We start from the raw sequence: 20207 nt of genomic DNA, 5'->3' as shown, positions 1-20207 counted from the left end.
GGAGTGGAGAAATACATGTCTTATGTTGAAATTCATCGTTTATACTCGGAGGGCTTTTCAAAGAGTAAGATTGCGAAGAAGTTAGGGATATCCAGAAATAGGGTGATAGATTATTTGAGAATGAATCCTGATGAATTTGAGGAATTTGTAAATTCGCTAAGGGTTAGAGGGAAAAAGTTAGATCCTTACCAAGCACATATAATAGCATGGCTGCAAGAACACCCTGATTTAACAGCAGCTCAAATTCATGACTGGCTAGAAGAGAAATTAGAAGTGAAAGGTGTGAGTGAGAATACAGTAAGGAATTATGTGAATGAATTACGTGATAAGTATTACATTCCCAAAGTGAAGACTCAGCGAATTTACAGTGCAGTCCCGGAATTACCGATGGGACTTCAAGCCCAGGTTGATTTCGGCCAGACGGTTGTGGAAGGCAGCCAGAAGGTTAAGCATCGCTTATATTTCATCGCTTTCATATTATCGCATTCGAGATACAAATATGTAGAATGGCTGGACCGACCATTTCGAACAACCGATGTCATTCATATGCATGAAAATGCATTCCAATATTTTGGGGGAATACCACAAGAAATGGTCTACGACCAAGATGCCCTTTTGGCAGTAAACGAAAATGCCGGTGATCTAATTATGACGGCAGAATTCACGAAATACCACCAGGCCAGGCAATTCCGCATTTACTTATGTAAGAAAAGTGATCCGGAATCGAAAGGAAAAGTCGAACAAGTTGTCAAATTCGTCAAAAACAACTTCAGCAACCATCGTACCTTTCATAATATTGATGACTGGAATGCTTCCTGTCTCGCCTGGCTAACACGCACAGGGAACTATAAAGTCCATCACAATATAAAAAAGAGACCCGTCGAGGTGCACGCCCTGGAAAAGCCGCACTTACGTCAGATCTCAAATACCTATTATCTTTTCGATAATATTCATAAGCCAAGTATAACAAGAACTGTTGATAAGAACAATATCATTCGATATGGTGGCAACCGCTATAGTGTCCCGAAAGGTACCTACCGGTCCGGTTCTGAGAATAAAGTATACGTCATAGAAAAAGAGGGGTGCCTGTATATACGATTTAAAGAAGCTGGGAAAATTATAGCTCAACATGAAATATCCCCTAAGAAAGGAAAAATAATAACGGATCCAGAACACCGTAATAAGAATACGGGAAAAAGAGACTTATTAATTCATGAGATTGAAGATTATTTTCCTGACAAGACATCTATTAAATGGTTTATTGGTGTGTTAAAGGATCGTTATCCGCGGCACTTAGTAGATCAGCTTAAAGTAATTCAGCATTCCATAAAAAGCTATCCAAAAGAGGCCGAGGAAGCAATTGAGAAGATTAAGCAAATGAATATGACAAGCGCGAATGACTATCGAGATGTGATCAAGTCCTTAGCCATTGAGAAAGAAAAACGGCTGCGGTCTTCTCCGCAAAACGTGCAACCAAATGAAAAATACAAATCCATAGTTGCACCGGAACGATCAACAGATGTTTATCTTGAAGTTTTATCAGGAGGGAAGTGAAAATGGAACAGGTTTATGACCACTTACAGGAAAAGTGCCGAACCCTCCGTCTCGCCGAGACGGCAAAGAAACTGCCGGAAATATTGAGAAACGCCGAGGCTAAAAATTGGACGTACCACGAGTTGATTCATGAAGTATTAAGTTATGAAATCAGGTGCAGAGAGCAAAAGAACATGGAAAAGATGATGAAATGGGCAGATTTCCCGGAGCATCTTACCTTTGAAATGTATGATTTAAAGGAGCAAAATGCGATTGGAGAAAAGCAACTTCACGTTTTACAGGAACTTCATTGGATAGATGAGCATTTCACTTTAATCATGATGGGGCCAACTGGCGCGGGCAAGACACACTTGTCCGTAGCTCTAGGTATACATGCCGTAGAACGTGGATACCAGGTATCCTTTACCTCAATGAGCCAGTTAATGTACATACTGAAGACAAAAGACTATATCAGTAAATCCAAGACAAAATATAAACGCATTGTCTCTTCTGATCTCGTCATTATTGATGATGTGATGTATATGACCTATGATGCCGAAGAAGCTCATTTATTTTTCCAGTTTGTATATGATTTATATGATAAAGCAGCTTTTATTCTAACTTCTAACAAAGGACCTGGTGAGTGGGGAAAATTTCTTGGTGATCCCACTCTCACCACCGCCATTCTCGACAGATTATTGCACCGTAGTGAGGTCCTAACGTTTGATGAGGAGGCAGATAGCATACGGATGAAGTATCGCAAGGCTATTTTTGATGCATCACCTGTTGAGTCTTAATTGTGAAAACCTGTTTAAAGTTATTTGTGAAAAATTGTTTATTTCTACTTGACGGTTACACCTTTCTAACAAGGAAATTGCTGACCTCTTTGATGAATCCCCTCAAAACATATCGAAAGTTCACCAACAAGCATTAAATAAACTTCGTGGGAATCTAGGTTTAGAAGCTGAAAATAGTGGGAAAAGAGAAACATAAAATAATAGAAAGGGTGATAGAATGTCTTCCGCGTGCCGAGTGCAATCTTCTGGGGATCGGCTGGAAAATGAAAAAGTTGAACAAGTAATTGAGGAATTAACCCCAAGAATAAAAAGTAGCATTAGAAACACGGCATTTCAAGAACGCGAAGATTTAGAACAGGAGATTATAATAAAAATTATTGAAAAAATTAGGCTATTTGAACGTAATGATAGCCCCGGTTTTTGGGAGTTTGTCCAAGCAATTTAATACGGGAAAGTAGGAGCAGTTGTTTAGTGAGAAATAGAGTCTTTTACAATAACAATAAAATAGGTACAGGATAAAAAAACCGTGTGAGGAAAATAAACTTCACTCGGTTTTTTTTGTTTATTGGTTATAAGCCTTATCCTTTACCAACAGGGTAATACATATTTACATGACTTCTATCTAATGCGATTGCAACATTATAACTTGGTGTCGCAAACGAACCAATCGTAGATGGGTATAAGTTAATAATGAGAAAGGAAAAACCTCTTCTTCACATGGAGTTAATTGGTTAATTGTTAAAGATTTTTTTCCGTTATATCAAAAGACCTTCAACATACTGCCATTATATAAATGGTGTATATTGAAGATCTTTTAATCATGGAGCTTATTAAAGTAACTGCCCTTTAGTTGAATAGTTTATCCTGAACAATCTGGGCAATTACCCAGTTGTACCCATTTGGGCCATCATTAAGAGAAATGCGAAAAATACCCCACTCCCAAATGAGATGATAATTGCCATAACTGCAAGTGCATTTTTTTCCGTATCTTTAAAAATAGCTATAAACCCAAAAACCAAAGATAGAATTATGGACAACGAAATAAGAAAAAAACCGAGATAAGGATGAATTCTTATTAGGGCATACATCATTGCAAATAAAAATGGTATTGGAAATATACTTAATAATAAAGACCAGTAACTTAACCAAGAGAATTCTCTCATTTTAGTCACCCCTGAAATATTTTTATTATCGGACCGTATTGTTTAAAAGTAGCCAATGAAATTTGCTACAACTCTTTCATTAGCCATATCCAAGACTATATTGTTAAACTTTTTATTTTATAAAATACGCACAATCACTTTCAACAGCGCAAAAGTTAAAAAAAGAATAAAAATAGTGAAATATTTGCTACTGTTAAGACTGAAGCAATAACAGTTGATACTTGCAATGCTAATTTAGATATGAAACTCCAAAACCCCATTATTAAAGAAGCTATCCCTAATACAAAGATTTGATAATACATAAACTTTAACAATGATTGATTATCAGAACCAAACCCAATAAAGAAAAATTCGATAAGTGTTAGTGTTACCAGCATACTTAATATCAAGAAAGTATAGCTTTTCCATAATTTCTTAGTCATTTAACATCCTCCTAAATTCAACAGTTCATATTTATCCATAATTCTTGAAGTTCCTTCGAAATTCTTGCCCTCTAGTTGTGGAAAAATCTAATTACATCGTTACTCTAACATAGAATGACATCATCTTTTTTTCAATTTTCCACAAATTTGCGTCTTAAACATAGCTGCTACCACTTTAGTAAAGTAGTGAATGTTTACCCTATTTTGGTTAAGGTTTTGGATAAATGGTAAATTCAAAAAAGCCAATTACAAAAACACAAACTAACATAAATAGAAACAAACCTAAAGCCCACCAAGTAAATGTTTTTTTGTAGTTAAACCTTGTAAAACTCACTAAAGCTAAAACAACACCAATTGTTGGTGTAAATTGGAAAAAGAAATTTGAAAGCCCATCTAAACCGCCGAGCGTAATCAAATAGACATTCATGTAGGCTAATGACAATAGTGCACATATAAAGGAAAATATCCCTAACCTTGTTTCTCTTAGCTTAGGTTTTTTTCTTTTTTCTTCTAATCGTTTTACCAATTCCATAAGCGCACCTCCCCAATATGAATGGTCCGAATCGATTCACTATTCCTTAATTTTAAAATCTCTTTTGTAGGACCAGTGATTACACCACCATAAGACTTAAGCCCATGATCTTCAATGTATTCTATACGATGGTCAAGGTCTAACCATTTGGCATGTGCAATATCCACAGCTTGTTGTTCATATTTTTCGAGAAAGCGGAGACTTTCCATAAACTGTTGATCATTTGGCTTTCTATTGTGGTATGGTGACCATCCATCTGGATCAGGTTGAGCAGGATACCCGATAGGTGTTAAATATCCACCTTCTAAACTTTTACCTGATGCTTCCAGACCTGTATCAATAGCATACCAACGCCATTCCACATCAAGACCTTCCGTAACCCCAATCATATCCTCTGGCTTTTTTAACTCGTTTAATGATACATATACTTCAGCAACTGTACCTTCAGGAAGCTTCTCTAGGGAATCCCACGCATCAGGATCTTTGTTAGTTATTTCAGCTTTTGGGTGATAAAGCTTTTTTGTATCGTAATAAGGGATTTCCATTGGTGCATTTTCAGAAATGTAGTTTCTTTTTATTAATTCTGCTTTATCCATTTCGTAAGTAACTTTCCAGTCGCCTAGTTTGATGTCCTCTTTACCTACTCTTTTGTATAAATCCATATTGACATCTAACGTAAATAACCCAACATTCTCCTTAATTTGCATTTCTTCTAAGCTTACATTTGGTTCTGTGACATAGACCGTTTCAATCGCCACATAAATGAGGTCTTCTGCCTTGCCACCCCAGCCATAGTATATATAACTAGCCATCGTCATAATAGGATAAATCAGTAAAATAATCATGATTACATACGCTACGGATGAAAACCTAGCATTGCGAATACTGTTTTTTAAAATTTTATTTACTTTCTCAGGTGGAAGATCTTCATCTTGAACGTCTTTTTCAGAGCCAAGCTCTTCTGATATTAATTCTTGATAGGCATCTAACTTTTCCAAATCCCTTTCAATTTCTTCTGCTTCTTCATCCGAGAGGTGCCCACCATAATACTTTTGTAACTTTTGTTTCCATTCCTCGCTCATTCCTCAACACTCCCTTTCTTGTAGAGCTGCCTAAGTTTACCTCTCCCACGGAAAATATGGGTTTTTAATGTGTTTTCTTTTATAGAAAGGATTGAAGCTGCTTCTTTATAGGAAAACCCTTCTAAATCACACATGACAATTGCCTTTTTCTGCATTGGCTTTAATTGATCTAATTTGTTATATAACTCTTCCTTCTCAACATTTTTTTGAAATACCTCTTCGACTGAATCACCAGATGAATATCCAGTAAAGTATTCTGGTTCTTCGTAACTTACCTTTTTACTTCGCCTCGTATAGTCAATAAAGGTATGGTAAGCGATTTTAATGAGCCAAGACTTTAACGCTTTTGGTGGGCTTTTATCTAACGCTTGATAGGCTTTCATAAACGTATCTTGGGTTAAATCTTCTGCTAAACTTCTATCCTTGCAAAGAGAGAGAGTATATCTATACACATCATGGATATAAAGTTTATACAGTTGTTGGATATCCAATCATTCTCCCCCTTTCATATATACAACGGTTTTAGGTCATTAAAAGTTGCAGTCTTTATCACAAATGTAGAATTCCAGTTTTGTTGATAATTTTTGGGTACCCGGTGTTTCTAAATATCATTATTTTTTTCTTTCATTCAATGTATTATCACAGCTGTTCTAATACTTATTTTTATTAAAAATTTGATAACTAACCTCTATCTTCTTTATTTTTTATTAGTATTAAACAAAAAGAATACATGTAGATGAATATTATTTTCCAATGCTGAAAATATAAAAAATATTTTGATATTGACGAAAGAAGTTGTTTAAGTATTCAGAAGTTTGCTAGTAAGATTAAATAGGGATAGTTGTTCTCTTATGTACATTTGTAATATCTGGAATAACTTATACATATATAATTTTGATTCACTATAAAAGGCCGAACCGTGGTTACGTTCAGCCTTTTCATATCGATATTAACGCCATATATTAAATAGCATGTCAATATTAGTTTTTAAGGTGGTACTCGGATTCGAACCGAGGATAAAGGTTTTGCAGACCTCTGCCTTAACCACTTGGCTACACCACCACAATAAAAAATATTCGGTGAATTTTTTACTCCAAAATAGTGTGTCTTTTTAACGCCTACATAAAAGGATTATGAGGAGATATAAGAACTCCCCACTACTACTACTAGATGTTCATAGGTCTGAACTTATATGATGTAAGGACATGAACCTACTGCTAATGCTAACGCTGAAATCTTCGGAGCTATATCCGGTTCCATTAGAATTAACTTTGCGATTATAGTTTCATTGGTATACTTCTTTTTGGCATTATCTATCGTATTTGGTTTGGTTGCTATATGTAAAAACACAGAATAAAATATAATCACCATCATAGGACTTTAATTTTACAATTGTTTTTCGTTTCGGAAGGAAAATAGAACAATACTATCTATTGGTAGCGGATTGGTAATAGGTTTTCTCTTAATGATGTCTCAAATGGCTTAATTTAACCTGTATTAACTAATCTTTGAAAGGCCAGAAAGCGAAGAGAGCTTTCTGACCTAAGTAATTATATCAAATCTAAACTAAACTGTTTTTATTAAAAATAACATCCATCAAGTGTGGCCTGAACTCTGATTCCGAGACCCATTGTTGTATCACCTGGGCAAGAGTTACGTCCATAGCAATCGAGCAGGTTTGCATGGCAAGGACAAGGATCCGAATTTTCAATTAGACAAGTATCATGGAAGTAGCAACAAACATCGCATGCGTTTACAGCACCACCACCGCCGGCATCATGACCAACACCACAATACTTACCACAATAGTTGTATTGAACTCCTCCGAATAAGCAACAAGGCTCTACACCAAATGGAGGGTCCTCAAAAACGCAAGCCCCCGCAGCGGTATCGTTATCTAGTGGTTCTATATTTCCCTCAAAACGTTTTGCGTCTTCAAATTCTGCAATCTCGTTTGGTTTCCCATAACCTCCTTCTAGAAGGTCTCGAACAGTTAGCTCATTGTTGACATATTTTTTATGATTATACAAATCACTTTTACGATCATATTCCCAAATCTTTTCTGTAAATTCAACAGTATTGTTATTATGGTCCTTTGCTTCTGCTACTAGCAACTGTAATTCTTCATTAACATAGTAATACGCTGTTACTAACTTGAAGTATAACTCTCCATCTACAACCAGTTCGGTAACAGCAACCGTTGGTGATACCGAACTGCTTTCACCAATCCTGTCCTTCACTAGATCACTTTGCTTCAGATCACCTGCAATATTCTTTGCTTGTTGCAGAGTCATGAATCTGCTTTTAGACTTATCCATTAATGTTCCTCCTTATAAGCTTTAATTTATTAAAGTTAAACGTTTGAATCGACTTCCTTGACAACTTGAAAAACTCAGCCTTGATGAAAAATCAACCGTAATCAATTGTACTTTATTTCTACCTCCTTTCTGCTTTCTTATATTGTAAAGTGAATTCGTTTTCCTGCTTGTCAACCACTTGGATAAATTTTTTTCATTTGAAGACACCTCCTTATGGATCGTGTTACTAATAACAGTGAAATAGATACTACTTTTATCAACCACTTCACGACATTCTGACAAAAATTTCAAAAAATCTTAATATAGTTGATAAAAGCGATATTCATTTCACTTTAAAATATAGGAGGGATTGTTTTGAAAACTAAAAAAGAAGCTAGTAGAACAGTAAGGAACTCCTATGACCATGTAAATAGTGATATTAGTCGGCAGATCCACAAAGTCTTAGATGAACCAGTAATGAAGGCTTTTTTAGATGAACCAACCAATATAGAACTTCTTAATAATGCTATCGAATTTCCAACAGATCTAAATTGTAATAAACTTGACGAGGTATTTTAGCAATATTATCAGAAAGCCAGGATGATGAAATATTTAATCACCTTAATTCGTTACCAATCTATTGACTATGATAAAAAGCGCCGAAAGCTAAGTGAACGGTTTCCTTTGATTGTTGACAAGCCATTATGCGATGAAGAAGATGGTGAGACAGTTGGAAGCCTATTAACGATGGAACATCCTGATTTTGAGGAATTATTTGTAAAGCATAATGCGCAGGATTTAAAAGATTTCGTTACATCCTCAGCGCTATACAATGCAATCGATACACTAACAGAAAAACAAAGATCAGTACTCAAACACTTTTATGTAGACAACCTTTCTAATAAGGAAATTGCCCATTTATATAATGAATCACCTCAGAACATATCGAAACTCCATCAACAAGCACTTAAAAAACTTCGCAAACATTTAGGTTTAGAGTCGAAAAATAGTGGAAAAAGAGAAACATGAAATAATAGAAAGGGTGATAGAATGTCTTCCGAATGCCGGATGCAAAACTCTGGGGATTACTTGAAAAATGAGGAAGTTAAGCAAGTAATTGAGGAATTAACCCCGAGAATAAAAAGTAGCATTAGGAACACGGCATATCAAGAACGCGAAGATCTGGAACAGGAGATAATAATAAAAATCATTGAAAAAATTCGGTTGTTTGAACGAAAAGACAGCCCAGGTTTTTGGGATTTTGTCCAGGCAATTTAATCCGAGAAATTTGAAACAGATTGTTTGAGGGAAAATTTGATGCTTTATTATAGAAAAATAAATGAAGGATAGAAACAGTGTGAGAGATATTACAACTTCTTTCACGCTGTTTTTTTACGATTTTTGCCGATAACCAAAATAAGTCATTCATTTTAGATATTTAAAATGAGACGAGTGGCTGGTTAACACTTGGCAAAAATAACATTAGAATTCAGTTATTTAACTTCAAAGTCTCTGTGGAGTATTATGTATACCCTAAGTCACTTTACCAAGTATCTTTGGGCGTTATTTATTTTTATTTTATTTTTAATATTATCACACACCAAACCCATTATGGTTTGGTGTGTGTATAACTTATTAGTTTGATAAAGTACTAGTACTAAAGTGAATTTTAAGGACGACCTTTGATTACAGCCATTGAAATGTACCACCTCTGACATGGCATTTACCAGCAAATGATAAAAAAAATGTACCAAAGAATGACAGACTGTTTACCACTTCAATCCTTCTGGTATAAAAGATATAAAACGTATTTTTGAGAATCAAAAATGTTTTAAAAATTTGATTGATTTTCAATAAGGTCAGTCTCGCAAACGGGACAAACTAACTCTTGTATTACGTAGTAGACTAATAAAAAACTTCTTTTGTGACAGAATGTACTTAAAGGGAATAGTTTTTTATTTATAAGTGATCGATTTCTACTTGGGGGCAGATTGTTGAGTAAAACTACTTATTTAACTTTGAGTATTTTACAGTAAGTTCTACATTCTTATGTAGCTGACGTTTTTAATATATGCGAAGTAGGTTATATAGATATTAAGATATACAGATTTGAAAGAAATTCTATACGTTGGCAAGAAAAGATTGTCCTTATCGACAATCCTTTCTTTTACTCATACCATTTCTATTTGAAAATACCATTTGACTTTAAATGAGGTTACTCTTGTAAGTTTTTACGTTTTTGATGGCGGGTAACTTTTTTTCGATTACCACATATTTTCATTGAACACCATTTTCGCCTTCCTCTTGTATCCATAAATAATAGAACACAATCCGGATTTGCACAACGATGCATGTTGGATAATTTATTTTCAGCAAAAAGCTTTATAGCATCATAAGCTAATAGTGCAATCAGAGCATCTTCTGGCTTACCAATCGGTTTTGCTATCAAAACATTTTCTTCTAATTGGTAAGTAAATGGAGCTTTTTCAATTAGGGATTCTAGATTATTAATCCAATTTTCTTTAGGTTTTTTTCCATCCGCGAAACCTTCATATACCTTTCGTAAGGACAAGCGAATGTTTTTAATCAACGGTAAAGCATCAATAGCCCATTCTTCCATGTTTCCTGAAATTTGTTTGTGCGATAAAATACCTTTCTTGTCCATGGTGTGGATCCACGTAATCAAATCTTCGGGCGAAGTAAGTAAGTCAATACGGGTCCCATTCCGTACTACTTCAGTATTTACTAGATCTAATGATAGATGACCAGAGAAAAGTGGAAATTTTGTATTACTTCCCATCAAAACGACTCCCTTAATAAAAATTATAGTTAACCTATTATAACACACTTGACAGGTTAAGTTTAAATGGGTATATTATTAACCATTAAAACCATTAATTAATGGTTAATGAAAAACGGGAGGGATTCTAATGCAACAATCTTTTTTAGGTAACCGTGTTGTTCTGGTTGCATTCATTACACTGATGGGGGCTTTTGGTTTAAATTTAACAGCTGGCCAATTTTTTGAGCCTTTACATACTGCCTTTGGTTGGGATTTAACGATCCTAAGTTTGGCGGTGTCTCTAAATATGATTACTTGGGGAGTTTTTCAACCGATTGCGGGGAGGTTAATTGATCGGTTTGGACCTAAGTCTGTTATTTCTAGTAGTGTAGCGTTGATGGGTATAGCATTTTTACTGTCTGCAACGATCACACAAGTGTGGCAATTTTTTGTCTATTACGGTGTGTTGACGGCTATTGGTTTTGCTGGGTGTGGGTCGATGGCTAATTCAGTATTAGTATCGCGTTGGTATATGAAAAAAAGAGCAAAAATGCTCTCCAGAAGTTCGATGGGAATGAATATTGGTCAACTTGTTCTATTACCGCTGACTGGTTTCTTAATTGCTAATACTGGCTTTCGTACTGCATTTGTAGTACTAGGATTAATAATTCTTGTAGTGGTGGTACCTTTAGTATTGTCTTTGGTTAAAAATAATCCACAAGATGTCGGTCAGTTTCCTGATGGAGATGAGACGTCTTCTGTTTCATCAACAAAAAGCGCATTGTTATCTGAGGCATTACGAAGCAGTCATTTCTGGATTGCAAGTTTAGGTTTTGCATCATGTGGTTTCACTTTATACTTTGTAACGATGCATCTTCCAAAGTTTGCTGTTGACTTAGGTGGATCTACATCACTAGGAGGTCAGTTACTGGGCATCGCAGCTTTAGCAAGCGCCATCTCAATGTGGCTGACGGGACAATTAAGTAATAAATTTGGAAAGAAGAATTTATTAGTAGCACTATATGTTATTCGATTAGCTGCATTTATTTGGTTAGCAATTGCACCGGGTATCTGGCAATTGTATCTATTTGCCATTGTTTACGGTACGGCTTCTATGCCAATTATCCCACTTGTGACTGGTATTATTGGTGATCGATTTGGTAAAAATGCGATGGGAAGTATCCTAGGTTTTAGTTGGTTATTACATCAAGTTTTTGCGGCATTAGGTGTGTTTCTAGGTGGGTATCTTCGTTCTATTTCTGGAAGTTATAATAACGCGTTTTGGATGGGAGCAGCAATATTAGCGCTGGGTACTGTTATTACACTTTTTATGAAGAGGGAAGAAGTAACCTTACAAACCAAAACGGTTCAAGCACAATAAAAGAGGGGTGATTGTGGTGGAAAACTATCTATTGAAACAGTTATTGTTTGTAAGAGAAAGTACGATTAATTTTGTAAAAGATATGGGAGAAGCTACGAGTGAGCTTGTACCTGATAAATTGAATAATAATATTAAGTGGAATTTGGGACATATATATGTAGTTGGTGAAAAATTCTTGTTTCATTTCACTGGAGAGGAAACAAAAATTCCATCTAACTATCCCACATTTTTTAATACTGGAACTAGTCCAGCTGACTGGGAAATGAAGCCACCGTCTCTGAAGGAGTTAATTGATGTTTTGAGCGAACAAATAAACAGGATGAATTTGGCTTTGTCAGGAAGGATGGATGAGAAAGTTAAGGAGGCCTACACTACATCAACGGGATTTGAATTAAGAATTGTGAAAGAGTTTGTTAGTTTTTGTTTGTATCATGAAGGTATGCATTTTGGGGCGATTAAAAATATAGGTAAATTAGTTAAAGAAATGTCTTGAACAATCTAGGCGAATCATCTGAGATGGTTCGCCTTTTTAAAAATTATTAAAGTTGATGGTTTGTGCTATCAATAAAATTAACTTGATGACTATTTCAGCAAACCTTTCAAAACCTTACGTAAAGACAAGCCGATTTCCTTAACCAAGGACTATATAGTAATATAATAATATAGTCAAGTCAGAAAGTGAGTGAAAAATTAATGAGAAATAATGTTATAGAACTTAAAAATTTTTCTATCGGATTACCCAAGCAAATGAAATATGCGACTAATAAAGAAATTACTACCGGAATTTGCAAGCAAACTGTTGAGGAGGCTTTCTTAACTAAAGATGGATTTCGGGGTGATGGCGTCGCCGATTTAAGAAACCATGGAGGTTCTGACCGTGCTGTATGTCTATATCCATATGAGCATTATCTATTCTGGGAAAAAGAGTTTAATAGAACCTTATCACCCTCTACTTTCGGAGAAAATCTAACAGTAACCAATATGTTGGAAGGAAGTGTTAACCTAGGAGACGTTTATCTTTTGGGAGAAGCAGTTGTACAAGTTTCTCAAGGTAGGGTTCCATGCAGTACAATTACAAAGAGAACTGGTCACCCTTTACTCCTAAAAATGATGATAAAAACGGGTTTCACAGGCTATTTATTCCGTGTTTTAGAAGAAGGTGTGGTCAGAAAAGATTCTAAATTTACATTATTAGAGCCTAGTACAAAACAAGTATCTATTCTATACGCCAATGAGGTCTATTTTCATAAAACAAAAGACATTGAAGGAATACAAAGAGTGTTAGATGTCCCGGAACTGGCTCAGGAATGGCAAGAGTTTTTGGAGAAACGATTACATAAACTTATTACTCATTAATAGGTGCGTTAGACTTTTTATATAAAAAACCAAAGTCATATGCTGCGCAGTAAAAATATACTATTCAACAGAAAATGGTCTTTCACAATCGGGCGCAGATTGCGGAAGACCATAAGCCTAATTCCTCGGTAAAGGAGGATTAGGCTTTTTCACTTCAAAATCCTTGACATTTTACTATTGGTAAATGCATTGACAGTAAATGGTAAATTTCGTGGAAACTGCTGGTAAAAAACTTGGCAGAGATGGTACATTTTTGTGGCTGTAATCAACCTTCAAGCTCAGAAACCATTAATAGTTGTAACGACATGGTATCCATATCTAGGGGGAGGTCCAATACACTTCACCAGAACCCCACCTATTCCATATCTTATAGAAGTGACCCTTCAAAGCCTTGTCTTAAGTTACCTACTTCAATTACCTTCACTGTTCGGGACTTTCACCCTAAAGTCTACATCCATGTCGAGCGCATTAAATAAATATTCCCACCTCTAAAGAGGTGGGAATATAAATTAATCATCAACGTTAATAGGTTGGCCTGCCGGTGGATATAAATCACTAATATCTCCACTTGCTACGTGTTCAAATATTCTTTCCCATCCATTGCCAATGTCTTTATAAAATTCGTAACTAGGGAAACCATCATGTCTTCCATTATCCATCACAACTCGACCATCGCTATAGACAGTAACATCGGCATAATAATTGATACTTGGCATATACCACATATTGAAAATTCCGTTACTAACATCGTGTTCAACCTTGAATGAAACACTGTCGTATCCATTCCATGTTACATTATATATTCCCAATTGGCTTAAATCAGCTTCCCCCTCTTCATACCATGTGTCATTCACTGAGGGATCTAGTGGAACGTGTTTTAATCTAGTCGGGCTTGCGTATTTATACGAATTAATTGTGTGAGAATCAAAATAAAGATAGAGATTAAACCTTGTTCTGTAACTACCGTATGGATCGAAGTAAGTTCTATTGTCTCCTTCACCATAAGTTACATAATCATATGGGAATGGCTGGAATGGTGATTTTACCCAATCATCTGGAATAAATGTTTGAAACCTTAAACGTACTGACATACTAACCAACCTCCATTATATTATTTGAACAGGAGATGAAAGGCAAAAGGTCCACCTCTAACCAGTTTGCCTTATTAGCTGTTCTTACTATAAAAAGTGTTTTAATAATGTAAAAAATCAACTTTCTAATAAAAAAATTAATTATCTAATGTGTTGCGTAGTTTTTTTTTCGATGTTATGTAGTTCCAAGTGGAACATATTTTATTCTAAATAGGAGATTAGAATTTTGCTTGGTTTTTCTTAGTAAAGATGCTAAGCTATTAATAAAGAAGTTAATAAAAACAGTTGATATCGGGGAGGAGATTCAGTTGATCTTTATATGTCCGACCTGTAGATGTTTTAATAAAATAAATATTGTCCTGAAGTCATTGGTATTTACTATGATATTTATTATTTTTGGGGTATTATCTTATTTTTTATTACCTTATATAATGCCTGGTAATTCAGCTTTTGTAATTTTAATGTTCGCTCCTTTTCTAGTTGGTGGACTTTTATTTGGTTTGGGGTTATTCGGACTTGCTTTTGGGATAAGTAAATTATGCGAACGGATTAAAAGAAAATAATTGGTTATTAAAATAAGGAGTGCTTTAGTGGAAGATCCGTTTTCTGAAATAATCAATCTTTTTTCAAAATGGATTCTTTTAATTTATTGTAAAATGTGGGTTTGGGGGGTATTTATAATCAAACTCTATTTTAAAGCAACAATCCAACAAGTGGTTTTTTATAGATAAATAAGAGAAAAATACACATTTACTGCTGGTCGTGTAATTGGACTCCCTCTTATTGCCGAGCAGCACCGTACTGTAGAGAAAGTGAACACCGTTTGGAAAACAATAAACGAGGTCGAAAATAATATTGTTAAAGATAAATAAATAGAAACATAAATCTTTTAAAGGATAGGCGAAAATGCCTGTCCTTTTTTGTTTTATATGTGTTAGAATATTGTTAGATACTTAAAATACCTAAACTACATATTCTAAGAGGGTGAATACATGAAAGTTCAAAAAATCGACATAGGAAATAATCAATATCGCTACCTTCTTTTAGACAATGAATTTAATGTGATTGAGCCAATCAAGCGGTACTTAAAATTCCTTGACAATACGGATAAGGCAGAAAACACGTTAAAAAACTATGCTTATCATCTTAAAGCATACTTTGAATATCTATATGAGATTGGACTTTCTTATAACGAAATCAGTTCCGAAGGAAATAATCCAATAGAAATATTGGGAAACTTTGCAAGTTGGTTAGAAAACCCAACCATAATAAATGACAAATTATCATATTTGTCACCGCCAGAAGCAAAGCGAAGCAATCAAACTATCAATCTTATAATTATTGCTGTACTCGGCTTTTATGAGTTTTTGTCGAAAGGAAATGAACTTCCTGAATTAGACGTTTACAAAGAACAAAGAATGAACCCGCAGTTTAAAAGTTTCTTACATGAACTAATTCCTAATTCCAACATGATAAGGAAAAATATACTTCACCGTAAAACCGAGCAAAAGGAAGTAGAAGCGATCACAAGAGAACAATATAATCAACTTTTAGAACACTGCAACACGATAAGGGACAAGGCTTTACTGGCTGTTTTGTTTGAAGGTGGACTACGATTAAGTGAAGCACTTGGGCTATTCATTGAGGACATAGAGCCATTTAACAATAAAATCAAAATACAGCCAAGAGAGAACCTTGAAAACGGAGCTACGGTAAAAAATAAAGCTAAAGGTGAATTATATGTACCGCCTTATGTTATGAAATATATTACGGATTACATTGTGGAAGAGCTTGTTGACGTGGACACGAATTTTTTATTTGTAAACTTGCGAGGTAAAAACAAAGGTCATCCAATGAAATCAATTACGATACAAAAGCTCTTTAATCGGTTAAGTAAAAAAGTTGGCTTTAACGTTCATCCTCATATGTGTAGGCATGGGCATGGAACTGAATTAATAGAATCTGGTTGGGATGTTGTTGAAATAAAAGATAGATTACGACATACAAACGTGCAATCCACAACCGTATATACTCATTTATCAGACAAGCATAAGAAAAAGAAAATTCAAGAATTATACGAGAAAAAGGGGATAGCAAATGACAGTAATAATAATGAATAAGCCAAACTTAGATCCATTTTATAATAAGGATATATTTGATTTAAAGGAACATCCAAGCAGTGCGGTAAGGGAGAAAGTCCAAAAGAGAAAACAGTCATTAATTGATTTGAGCAAGCTCAATGAACCATTAAAATTAGAGCTAAAATATTACCTTCAAGAAGTTTTATTAAAACAAATTTCAAGAACAGCCTTATCTGGTACTTATTTAACACCCTTATTCCATTTAATTGATTTTTTTAGTCAGATTTCAAAAGGAAGCTCCCTTCACTCCTTTTCTGTCGAGGTAGAAAATGAATATAGAAATTATTTGCTGAAAAAAGGTGTTTCGGTAGAACACTCAATACATGGCAAATCGGTGCATTTGAAAATCTATGAAAGAGCATATTTGTATGTAAATGATTTATACAATGGAGACAATCCATTTGATAAGGACATTTGGAAACTTGATGAAATGGGAATTGATGCTTCAAGGAATGTTGAGAGTAACAAAAGGCAAACTATTACTTTCCATACAATCCCTAATGCTTTTAATAGAAAAGTTGCGAAAAAGTATTTGAAATATTTAATCTCAACAACAGATAAAGCCATCTCTACCGTTTATACCAAATACAATAACATTAAAGCGTTCCTAATCTTCTTGGATGATAAAGAACTTACGGAAATAAAACGCAACCATGTTGAGGGGTTTATAGAAAATCTAAATAAAAGGGAATTGAAGAATGAAACATTTAATCAATTTATCTTTTTAAATACTAAATTCGTTGAGTATTTAATTGTGAATGGTTATTTATCAAGTAACCCATTTTATTCAAAGGATATAAAAAGTGCAAGTAGAGATCACAATTATAAGGCAGTAGATGATAGTGTAATCAAACAAATATTTAGCGTTTTAGACCAGATACCTTTTCAGGAATCATGTATGTATCTACTTCTGTATTCAACAGGATTGCGAGTGAGTGAGGTGTGTTCCATAAAAGTCAGTTCTTTATTCAAGAATGAAGAAGGATTTTTTGTTCGTTTTTATTCCCAAAAAATGAGAAAGGAAGCAGTTAATCCTATCCCCAAGTCACTCTATGAACTGTTATCCAAACAACAGCAAACAGTAAGAAAAAAGCATGGTGCAAAAATAAAATACCTTTTTCCAAATTCGAACCTCGAATCATATGTTTCAGGTACATTTCGAGAAAGAATGCAAGGGTGGTTTAAAGAATTAGAAATTAGAAAGCCAAATGGATCGTTATATCTGTTCAAACCGCATGATTATCGCCATACATTAGCAACGACAATGATATTAAATGACATACCTTCATCCGTTGTTCAGAAGGTTTTGCATCATGATAGTATTGAAATGTCGGCTTCCTATATTGATATACTGGATCAGCAAAAAATCAAGAAGCATAAAGATTTCATTAACATTAAAGGTGAATCAATGCCAATTCATATTGATACATCTATAGATATTGATGATCTTGCAAGAATTGAGTGGCTAAAAAAGTCCATAAATGCTCAAATGCTCCCTAACGGTATGTGTTCATTACCTGTTGCAATGGGCAAATGTCCTCATGCCAATTCATGCTTAACTTGTGGGGAATTTAGAACGAGCAAGGAATTTCTCCCTATTCATAAAAAGCATTACGAAAGTGTTTGTAGCCTTATTGACTATGCGAAACAACAAGGTTGGCAAAGGCAAGTAGAAACGAATGAAGAGGTAAAAGATAATCTTGAAACAATTATTGAAAAACTGCAAGACGATAATGAGGTGCTTACATCATGATTATAAATAATTCACTTGACCAAAAAGCGAATATTAAAAGGTATCCCCTGTTTGACTTTTACAAGCAAGATCTATGGGACTTAACAGAGCATCCACAATTTAATCAATTAAATGAAAATCAAAAGAAATTCATAGCAAATAGAAAGCATATAATTGATTTTACGGCTATGAAAAAAGACGTATTTGCAAATGAAATAAAATATTATTGTCAACACTACATTGAAAACATGAAAAGGTTAATAACTTCCTTTGTGACAGATGTGGGTGGGGTTAATTTAACCATTAAGTATATAAATGAGCAATTGAAAGAGGTAGGTAGTTTTATTGAGTTAGAAAAAGAGGAAACATTAAAGTCTTTCTCTCAATTCCTAATCAGCAACGGATATAAAACACATACAGAAACGAACAATGCTTTGACAGAGGACATGGAATACAGGAATTATAAAACTCCCACAACATATTTACGTTTCTTTAAGAACTTGCATCAATTCATACACGAACAATATAAAGAATCCAGTCAATCAAAGGATTTTTTCGTTAAAGACAAATGGGATATACGTGAACTACCATTTAAAATTCAAGGGTTTGATCCTTCAAGACCAAGATATAGCCTTTCCTTTGAAAAAATTGTTCAAGAAAAAATAAGAGAAATAGCAAAGAAATACACGTTAGAGAGGTTAAAGACTAAGAGGTATTCTACCTGCGTGGATGATTTGAAAGGCATCAATCTACTTTGCGAACACCTTAATGAGTTTCATCCTGACATCCAATCGGTTGCACAATTAAATCGAGCTGTAATTGAAGACTATCTTGCATTTATTAATTTGAATAGCAACTTAAAGCCAAGAACGCAATCGTCAAGAATCGGAGCTGTAAAGACATTCTTTGAAACGTGTACTCTTTTTGGTTGGGATGAAGCACCTAAACAGACCTTACTTCTTTCCGATGATGTTAAAAAGAAATATAAAGTATTACCGAGGTTTTATGATGATAATGTACTTACTCAAATAAATAAAAACTTAGAGCATCTACCCGTTCAGATTGCCAGAATGGTTTTCGTTTTACAAAACGTTGGAATGCGGATTAGCGAGCTTTGTAATCTTAAAAAGGACTGTTTGAAACAGGATACGGATAAAGATTTTCTACTTGAATATCTTCAAGAGAAAACACAGGACTGGAATCGAGTCCCAATAAAGAAAGACATAGCAATGGCAATTCAGAAAGCGATTAAATATAGTCAAGAGCAATATGGAGATAAGGTAAAGTATGTTTTCATGCAAGATGCCATTAGACCAATTAGCAAAGATACTTTTTCTTATCATTTGAATCAATTGGTTAAAAAACATGATATATGTGATAGCAATGGCAACTTAGTAAGAATAAAATCTCACCACTTCCGAGGTACTTTAGCAACTAAATACGCTAATCTGGGAATGTCACCAAATGTTATAAGGATTCTTTTGGGACAAAAATCTTTGGGAGCTATCCGTCACTATATCGAAATTCTTGAAGAAACAATGACAGATGCCATGCAAGACCTCCTAAACTACCAAGATCAAATGATTCAAAACATAGGCAAAAAAGAAGCTGTTATACAGGTGAATGAGGAGGATAAAGCTGAAATCCCACTTCCAAATGGTCGATGTGCAAAGCCTATATCATCAGGGAAATGTACCCACGCAAACGCCTGTTATACGTGTGCGATGTTTAAACCTGATCCGAAGAACATTGACCTATTTAAGTACCAACTTTCAGAAGCAAAAAGCAATGTTGAAATGGCTAAAATAAATGGTTTCGAACGTGTTCTCCAAGTGAATGAGGACTTAGTTGAAGCATTAGAAAAGATTATTACCTCAATTGAAAAGCGAGGTGCTTAA

General features: G+C 34.6%; 20 protein-coding genes and 1 tRNA gene. 12 read left to right on the top strand and 9 right to left on the bottom strand.

Annotated features, from left to right (window positions below; translation table 11 throughout):
- Window positions 1-15 precede the first annotated feature (15 nt).
- From istA to ACZ5OK_RS17115, 3 genes are all read left to right on the top strand, one after another.
- Window positions 16-1554, top strand: coding sequence for an IS21 family transposase (gene istA / locus ACZ5OK_RS17125; protein ID WP_343844050.1), 1539 nt, complete (start codon window positions 16-18; stop codon window positions 1552-1554).
- A gap of 2 nt (window positions 1555-1556) precedes the next feature.
- Window positions 1557-2330, top strand: coding sequence for an IS21-like element helper ATPase IstB (gene istB / locus ACZ5OK_RS17120; protein ID WP_343844048.1), 774 nt, complete (start codon window positions 1557-1559; stop codon window positions 2328-2330).
- Between the two features lie 235 nt (window positions 2331-2565).
- Entirely contained in the window at window positions 2566-2775 is a 210-nt protein-coding gene (locus ACZ5OK_RS17115; protein WP_343844045.1) for a hypothetical protein, read from the top strand.
- A gap of 436 nt (window positions 2776-3211) precedes the next feature.
- Here the strand turns inward: ACZ5OK_RS17115 and ACZ5OK_RS17110 are convergent, their stop codons facing one another.
- From ACZ5OK_RS17110 to ACZ5OK_RS17080, 7 genes are all read right to left on the bottom strand, one after another.
- Entirely contained in the window at window positions 3212-3493 is a 282-nt protein-coding gene (locus ACZ5OK_RS17110; protein WP_343844042.1) for a hypothetical protein, read from the bottom strand.
- Window positions 3494-3648: 155 nt separating this feature from the next.
- Complete coding sequence (locus ACZ5OK_RS17105; RefSeq protein WP_343844039.1) at window positions 3649-3915, bottom strand: hypothetical protein; 267 nt, start codon at window positions 3913-3915, stop codon at window positions 3649-3651.
- 208 nt (window positions 3916-4123) lie between these two features.
- The gene (locus tag ACZ5OK_RS17100; RefSeq protein WP_343844036.1) at window positions 4124-4447 is read right to left on the bottom strand and encodes a hypothetical protein; all 324 of its coding nucleotides are present in this window, start codon (window positions 4445-4447) and stop codon (window positions 4124-4126) included.
- On the bottom strand, window positions 4435-5529 hold the full coding sequence (locus tag ACZ5OK_RS17095; RefSeq protein ID WP_343844035.1) for an anti-sigma factor: 1095 nt from the start codon (window positions 5527-5529) through the stop codon (window positions 4435-4437). The genes ACZ5OK_RS17100 and ACZ5OK_RS17095 overlap by 13 nt, the downstream gene beginning before the upstream one ends.
- Window positions 5526-6020: a sigma-70 family RNA polymerase sigma factor gene (locus ACZ5OK_RS17090; RefSeq protein ID WP_343844033.1), complete on the bottom strand. Its 495-nt coding sequence runs from the start codon at window positions 6018-6020 to the stop codon at window positions 5526-5528. Before ACZ5OK_RS17090 ends, ACZ5OK_RS17095 begins: the two co-directional genes overlap by 4 nt.
- A 499-nt stretch (window positions 6021-6519) precedes the next feature.
- Window positions 6520-6591 (bottom strand) — tRNA-Cys (locus ACZ5OK_RS17085).
- Between the two features lie 518 nt (window positions 6592-7109).
- Window positions 7110-7847, bottom strand: a complete 738-nt coding sequence (locus tag ACZ5OK_RS17080) for a hypothetical protein (RefSeq protein ID WP_343844030.1) — start codon at window positions 7845-7847, stop codon at window positions 7110-7112.
- A gap of 354 nt (window positions 7848-8201) precedes the next feature.
- Between ACZ5OK_RS17080 and ACZ5OK_RS17075 the strand changes: the two genes are divergently transcribed.
- The 3 genes from ACZ5OK_RS17075 to ACZ5OK_RS17065 are packed head-to-tail and all read left to right on the top strand — an operon-like array spanning window position 8202 to window position 9104.
- Complete coding sequence (locus tag ACZ5OK_RS17075; protein WP_343844027.1) at window positions 8202-8405, top strand: hypothetical protein; 204 nt, start codon at window positions 8202-8204, stop codon at window positions 8403-8405.
- Between the two features lie 21 nt (window positions 8406-8426).
- Window positions 8427-8855: a sigma-70 family RNA polymerase sigma factor gene (locus ACZ5OK_RS17070; RefSeq protein WP_464758235.1), complete on the top strand. Its 429-nt coding sequence runs from the start codon at window positions 8427-8429 to the stop codon at window positions 8853-8855.
- A gap of 21 nt (window positions 8856-8876) precedes the next feature.
- The gene (locus ACZ5OK_RS17065) at window positions 8877-9104 is read left to right on the top strand and encodes a hypothetical protein (RefSeq protein ID WP_343844023.1); all 228 of its coding nucleotides are present in this window, start codon (window positions 8877-8879) and stop codon (window positions 9102-9104) included.
- A 937-nt stretch (window positions 9105-10041) separates the two neighbouring features.
- On the opposite strand, the gene ACZ5OK_RS17060 is transcribed toward ACZ5OK_RS17065, so the two are convergent.
- On the bottom strand, window positions 10042-10626 hold the full coding sequence (locus ACZ5OK_RS17060; RefSeq protein ID WP_343844021.1) for a CGNR zinc finger domain-containing protein: 585 nt from the start codon (window positions 10624-10626) through the stop codon (window positions 10042-10044).
- Window positions 10627-10756: 130 nt separating this feature from the next.
- Here ACZ5OK_RS17060 and ACZ5OK_RS17055 point away from each other — a divergent pair, with 130 nt between their 5' ends.
- The 3 genes from ACZ5OK_RS17055 to ACZ5OK_RS17045 all read left to right on the top strand — a co-directional run bounded on the left by ACZ5OK_RS17055 (window position 10757) and on the right by ACZ5OK_RS17045 (window position 13345).
- Window positions 10757-11989 carry an MFS transporter gene (locus tag ACZ5OK_RS17055; RefSeq protein ID WP_343844018.1) on the top strand — a complete coding sequence of 411 codons (1233 nt, stop codon included), beginning with the start codon at window positions 10757-10759 and terminating at the stop codon, window positions 11987-11989.
- A gap of 16 nt (window positions 11990-12005) precedes the next feature.
- Window positions 12006-12482: a DinB family protein gene (locus tag ACZ5OK_RS17050; protein WP_343844016.1), complete on the top strand. Its 477-nt coding sequence runs from the start codon at window positions 12006-12008 to the stop codon at window positions 12480-12482.
- Between the two features lie 200 nt (window positions 12483-12682).
- The gene (locus ACZ5OK_RS17045) at window positions 12683-13345 is read left to right on the top strand and encodes an MOSC domain-containing protein (protein ID WP_343844096.1); all 663 of its coding nucleotides are present in this window, start codon (window positions 12683-12685) and stop codon (window positions 13343-13345) included.
- Between the two features lie 509 nt (window positions 13346-13854).
- On the opposite strand, the gene ACZ5OK_RS17040 is transcribed toward ACZ5OK_RS17045, so the two are convergent.
- A complete protein-coding gene (locus tag ACZ5OK_RS17040) occupies window positions 13855-14436 on the bottom strand; it encodes a DUF3238 domain-containing protein (RefSeq protein WP_343844013.1) in 582 nt (193 codons plus the stop codon).
- A gap of 992 nt (window positions 14437-15428) precedes the next feature.
- Here ACZ5OK_RS17040 and ACZ5OK_RS17035 point away from each other — a divergent pair.
- The 3 genes from ACZ5OK_RS17035 to ACZ5OK_RS17025 are packed head-to-tail and all read left to right on the top strand — an operon-like array spanning window position 15429 to window position 20207.
- A complete protein-coding gene (locus ACZ5OK_RS17035) occupies window positions 15429-16556 on the top strand; it encodes a tyrosine-type recombinase/integrase (protein ID WP_343844011.1) in 1128 nt (375 codons plus the stop codon).
- Complete coding sequence (locus ACZ5OK_RS17030; RefSeq protein WP_343844009.1) at window positions 16534-18330, top strand: tyrosine-type recombinase/integrase; 1797 nt, start codon at window positions 16534-16536, stop codon at window positions 18328-18330. Before ACZ5OK_RS17035 ends, ACZ5OK_RS17030 begins: the two co-directional genes overlap by 23 nt.
- A complete protein-coding gene (locus ACZ5OK_RS17025; protein ID WP_343844007.1) occupies window positions 18327-20207 on the top strand; it encodes a tyrosine-type recombinase/integrase in 1881 nt (626 codons plus the stop codon). Before ACZ5OK_RS17030 ends, ACZ5OK_RS17025 begins: the two co-directional genes overlap by 4 nt.

Source organism: Salinibacillus aidingensis (genome assembly GCF_055393355.1).
This window is presented reverse-complemented; position numbering and strand designations above follow the sequence as displayed.

Excerpts from the sequence above, each read along its gene's own strand:
- ACZ5OK_RS17095 (WP_343844035.1), bottom strand. The coding sequence starts at position 5,529 with ATGAGCGAGGAATGGAAACAAAAGTTACAAAAGTATTATGGTGGGCAC.
- ACZ5OK_RS17030 (WP_343844009.1), top strand. The coding sequence starts at position 16,534 with ATGACAGTAATAATAATGAATAAGCCAAACTTAGATCCATTTTATAAT.
- ACZ5OK_RS17025 (WP_343844007.1), top strand. The coding sequence starts at position 18,327 with ATGATTATAAATAATTCACTTGACCAAAAAGCGAATATTAAAAGGTAT.
- ACZ5OK_RS17110 (WP_343844042.1), bottom strand. The coding sequence starts at position 3,493 with ATGAGAGAATTCTCTTGGTTAAGTTACTGGTCTTTATTATTAAGTATA.
- istA (WP_343844050.1), top strand. The coding sequence starts at position 16 with ATGTCTTATGTTGAAATTCATCGTTTATACTCGGAGGGCTTTTCAAAG.
- ACZ5OK_RS17035 (WP_343844011.1), top strand. The coding sequence starts at position 15,429 with ATGAAAGTTCAAAAAATCGACATAGGAAATAATCAATATCGCTACCTT.
- ACZ5OK_RS17060 (WP_343844021.1), bottom strand. The coding sequence starts at position 10,626 with ATGGGAAGTAATACAAAATTTCCACTTTTCTCTGGTCATCTATCATTA.
- ACZ5OK_RS17070 (WP_464758235.1), top strand. The coding sequence starts at position 8,427 with ATGATGAAATATTTAATCACCTTAATTCGTTACCAATCTATTGACTAT.
- ACZ5OK_RS17040 (WP_343844013.1), bottom strand. The coding sequence starts at position 14,436 with ATGTCAGTACGTTTAAGGTTTCAAACATTTATTCCAGATGATTGGGTA.
- ACZ5OK_RS17080 (WP_343844030.1), bottom strand. The coding sequence starts at position 7,847 with ATGGATAAGTCTAAAAGCAGATTCATGACTCTGCAACAAGCAAAGAAT.
- istB (WP_343844048.1), top strand. The coding sequence starts at position 1,557 with ATGGAACAGGTTTATGACCACTTACAGGAAAAGTGCCGAACCCTCCGT.
- ACZ5OK_RS17055 (WP_343844018.1), top strand. The coding sequence starts at position 10,757 with ATGCAACAATCTTTTTTAGGTAACCGTGTTGTTCTGGTTGCATTCATT.
- ACZ5OK_RS17065 (WP_343844023.1), top strand. The coding sequence starts at position 8,877 with ATGTCTTCCGAATGCCGGATGCAAAACTCTGGGGATTACTTGAAAAAT.
- ACZ5OK_RS17105 (WP_343844039.1), bottom strand. The coding sequence starts at position 3,915 with ATGACTAAGAAATTATGGAAAAGCTATACTTTCTTGATATTAAGTATG.
- ACZ5OK_RS17045 (WP_343844096.1), top strand. The coding sequence starts at position 12,683 with ATGAGAAATAATGTTATAGAACTTAAAAATTTTTCTATCGGATTACCC.
- ACZ5OK_RS17100 (WP_343844036.1), bottom strand. The coding sequence starts at position 4,447 with ATGGAATTGGTAAAACGATTAGAAGAAAAAAGAAAAAAACCTAAGCTA.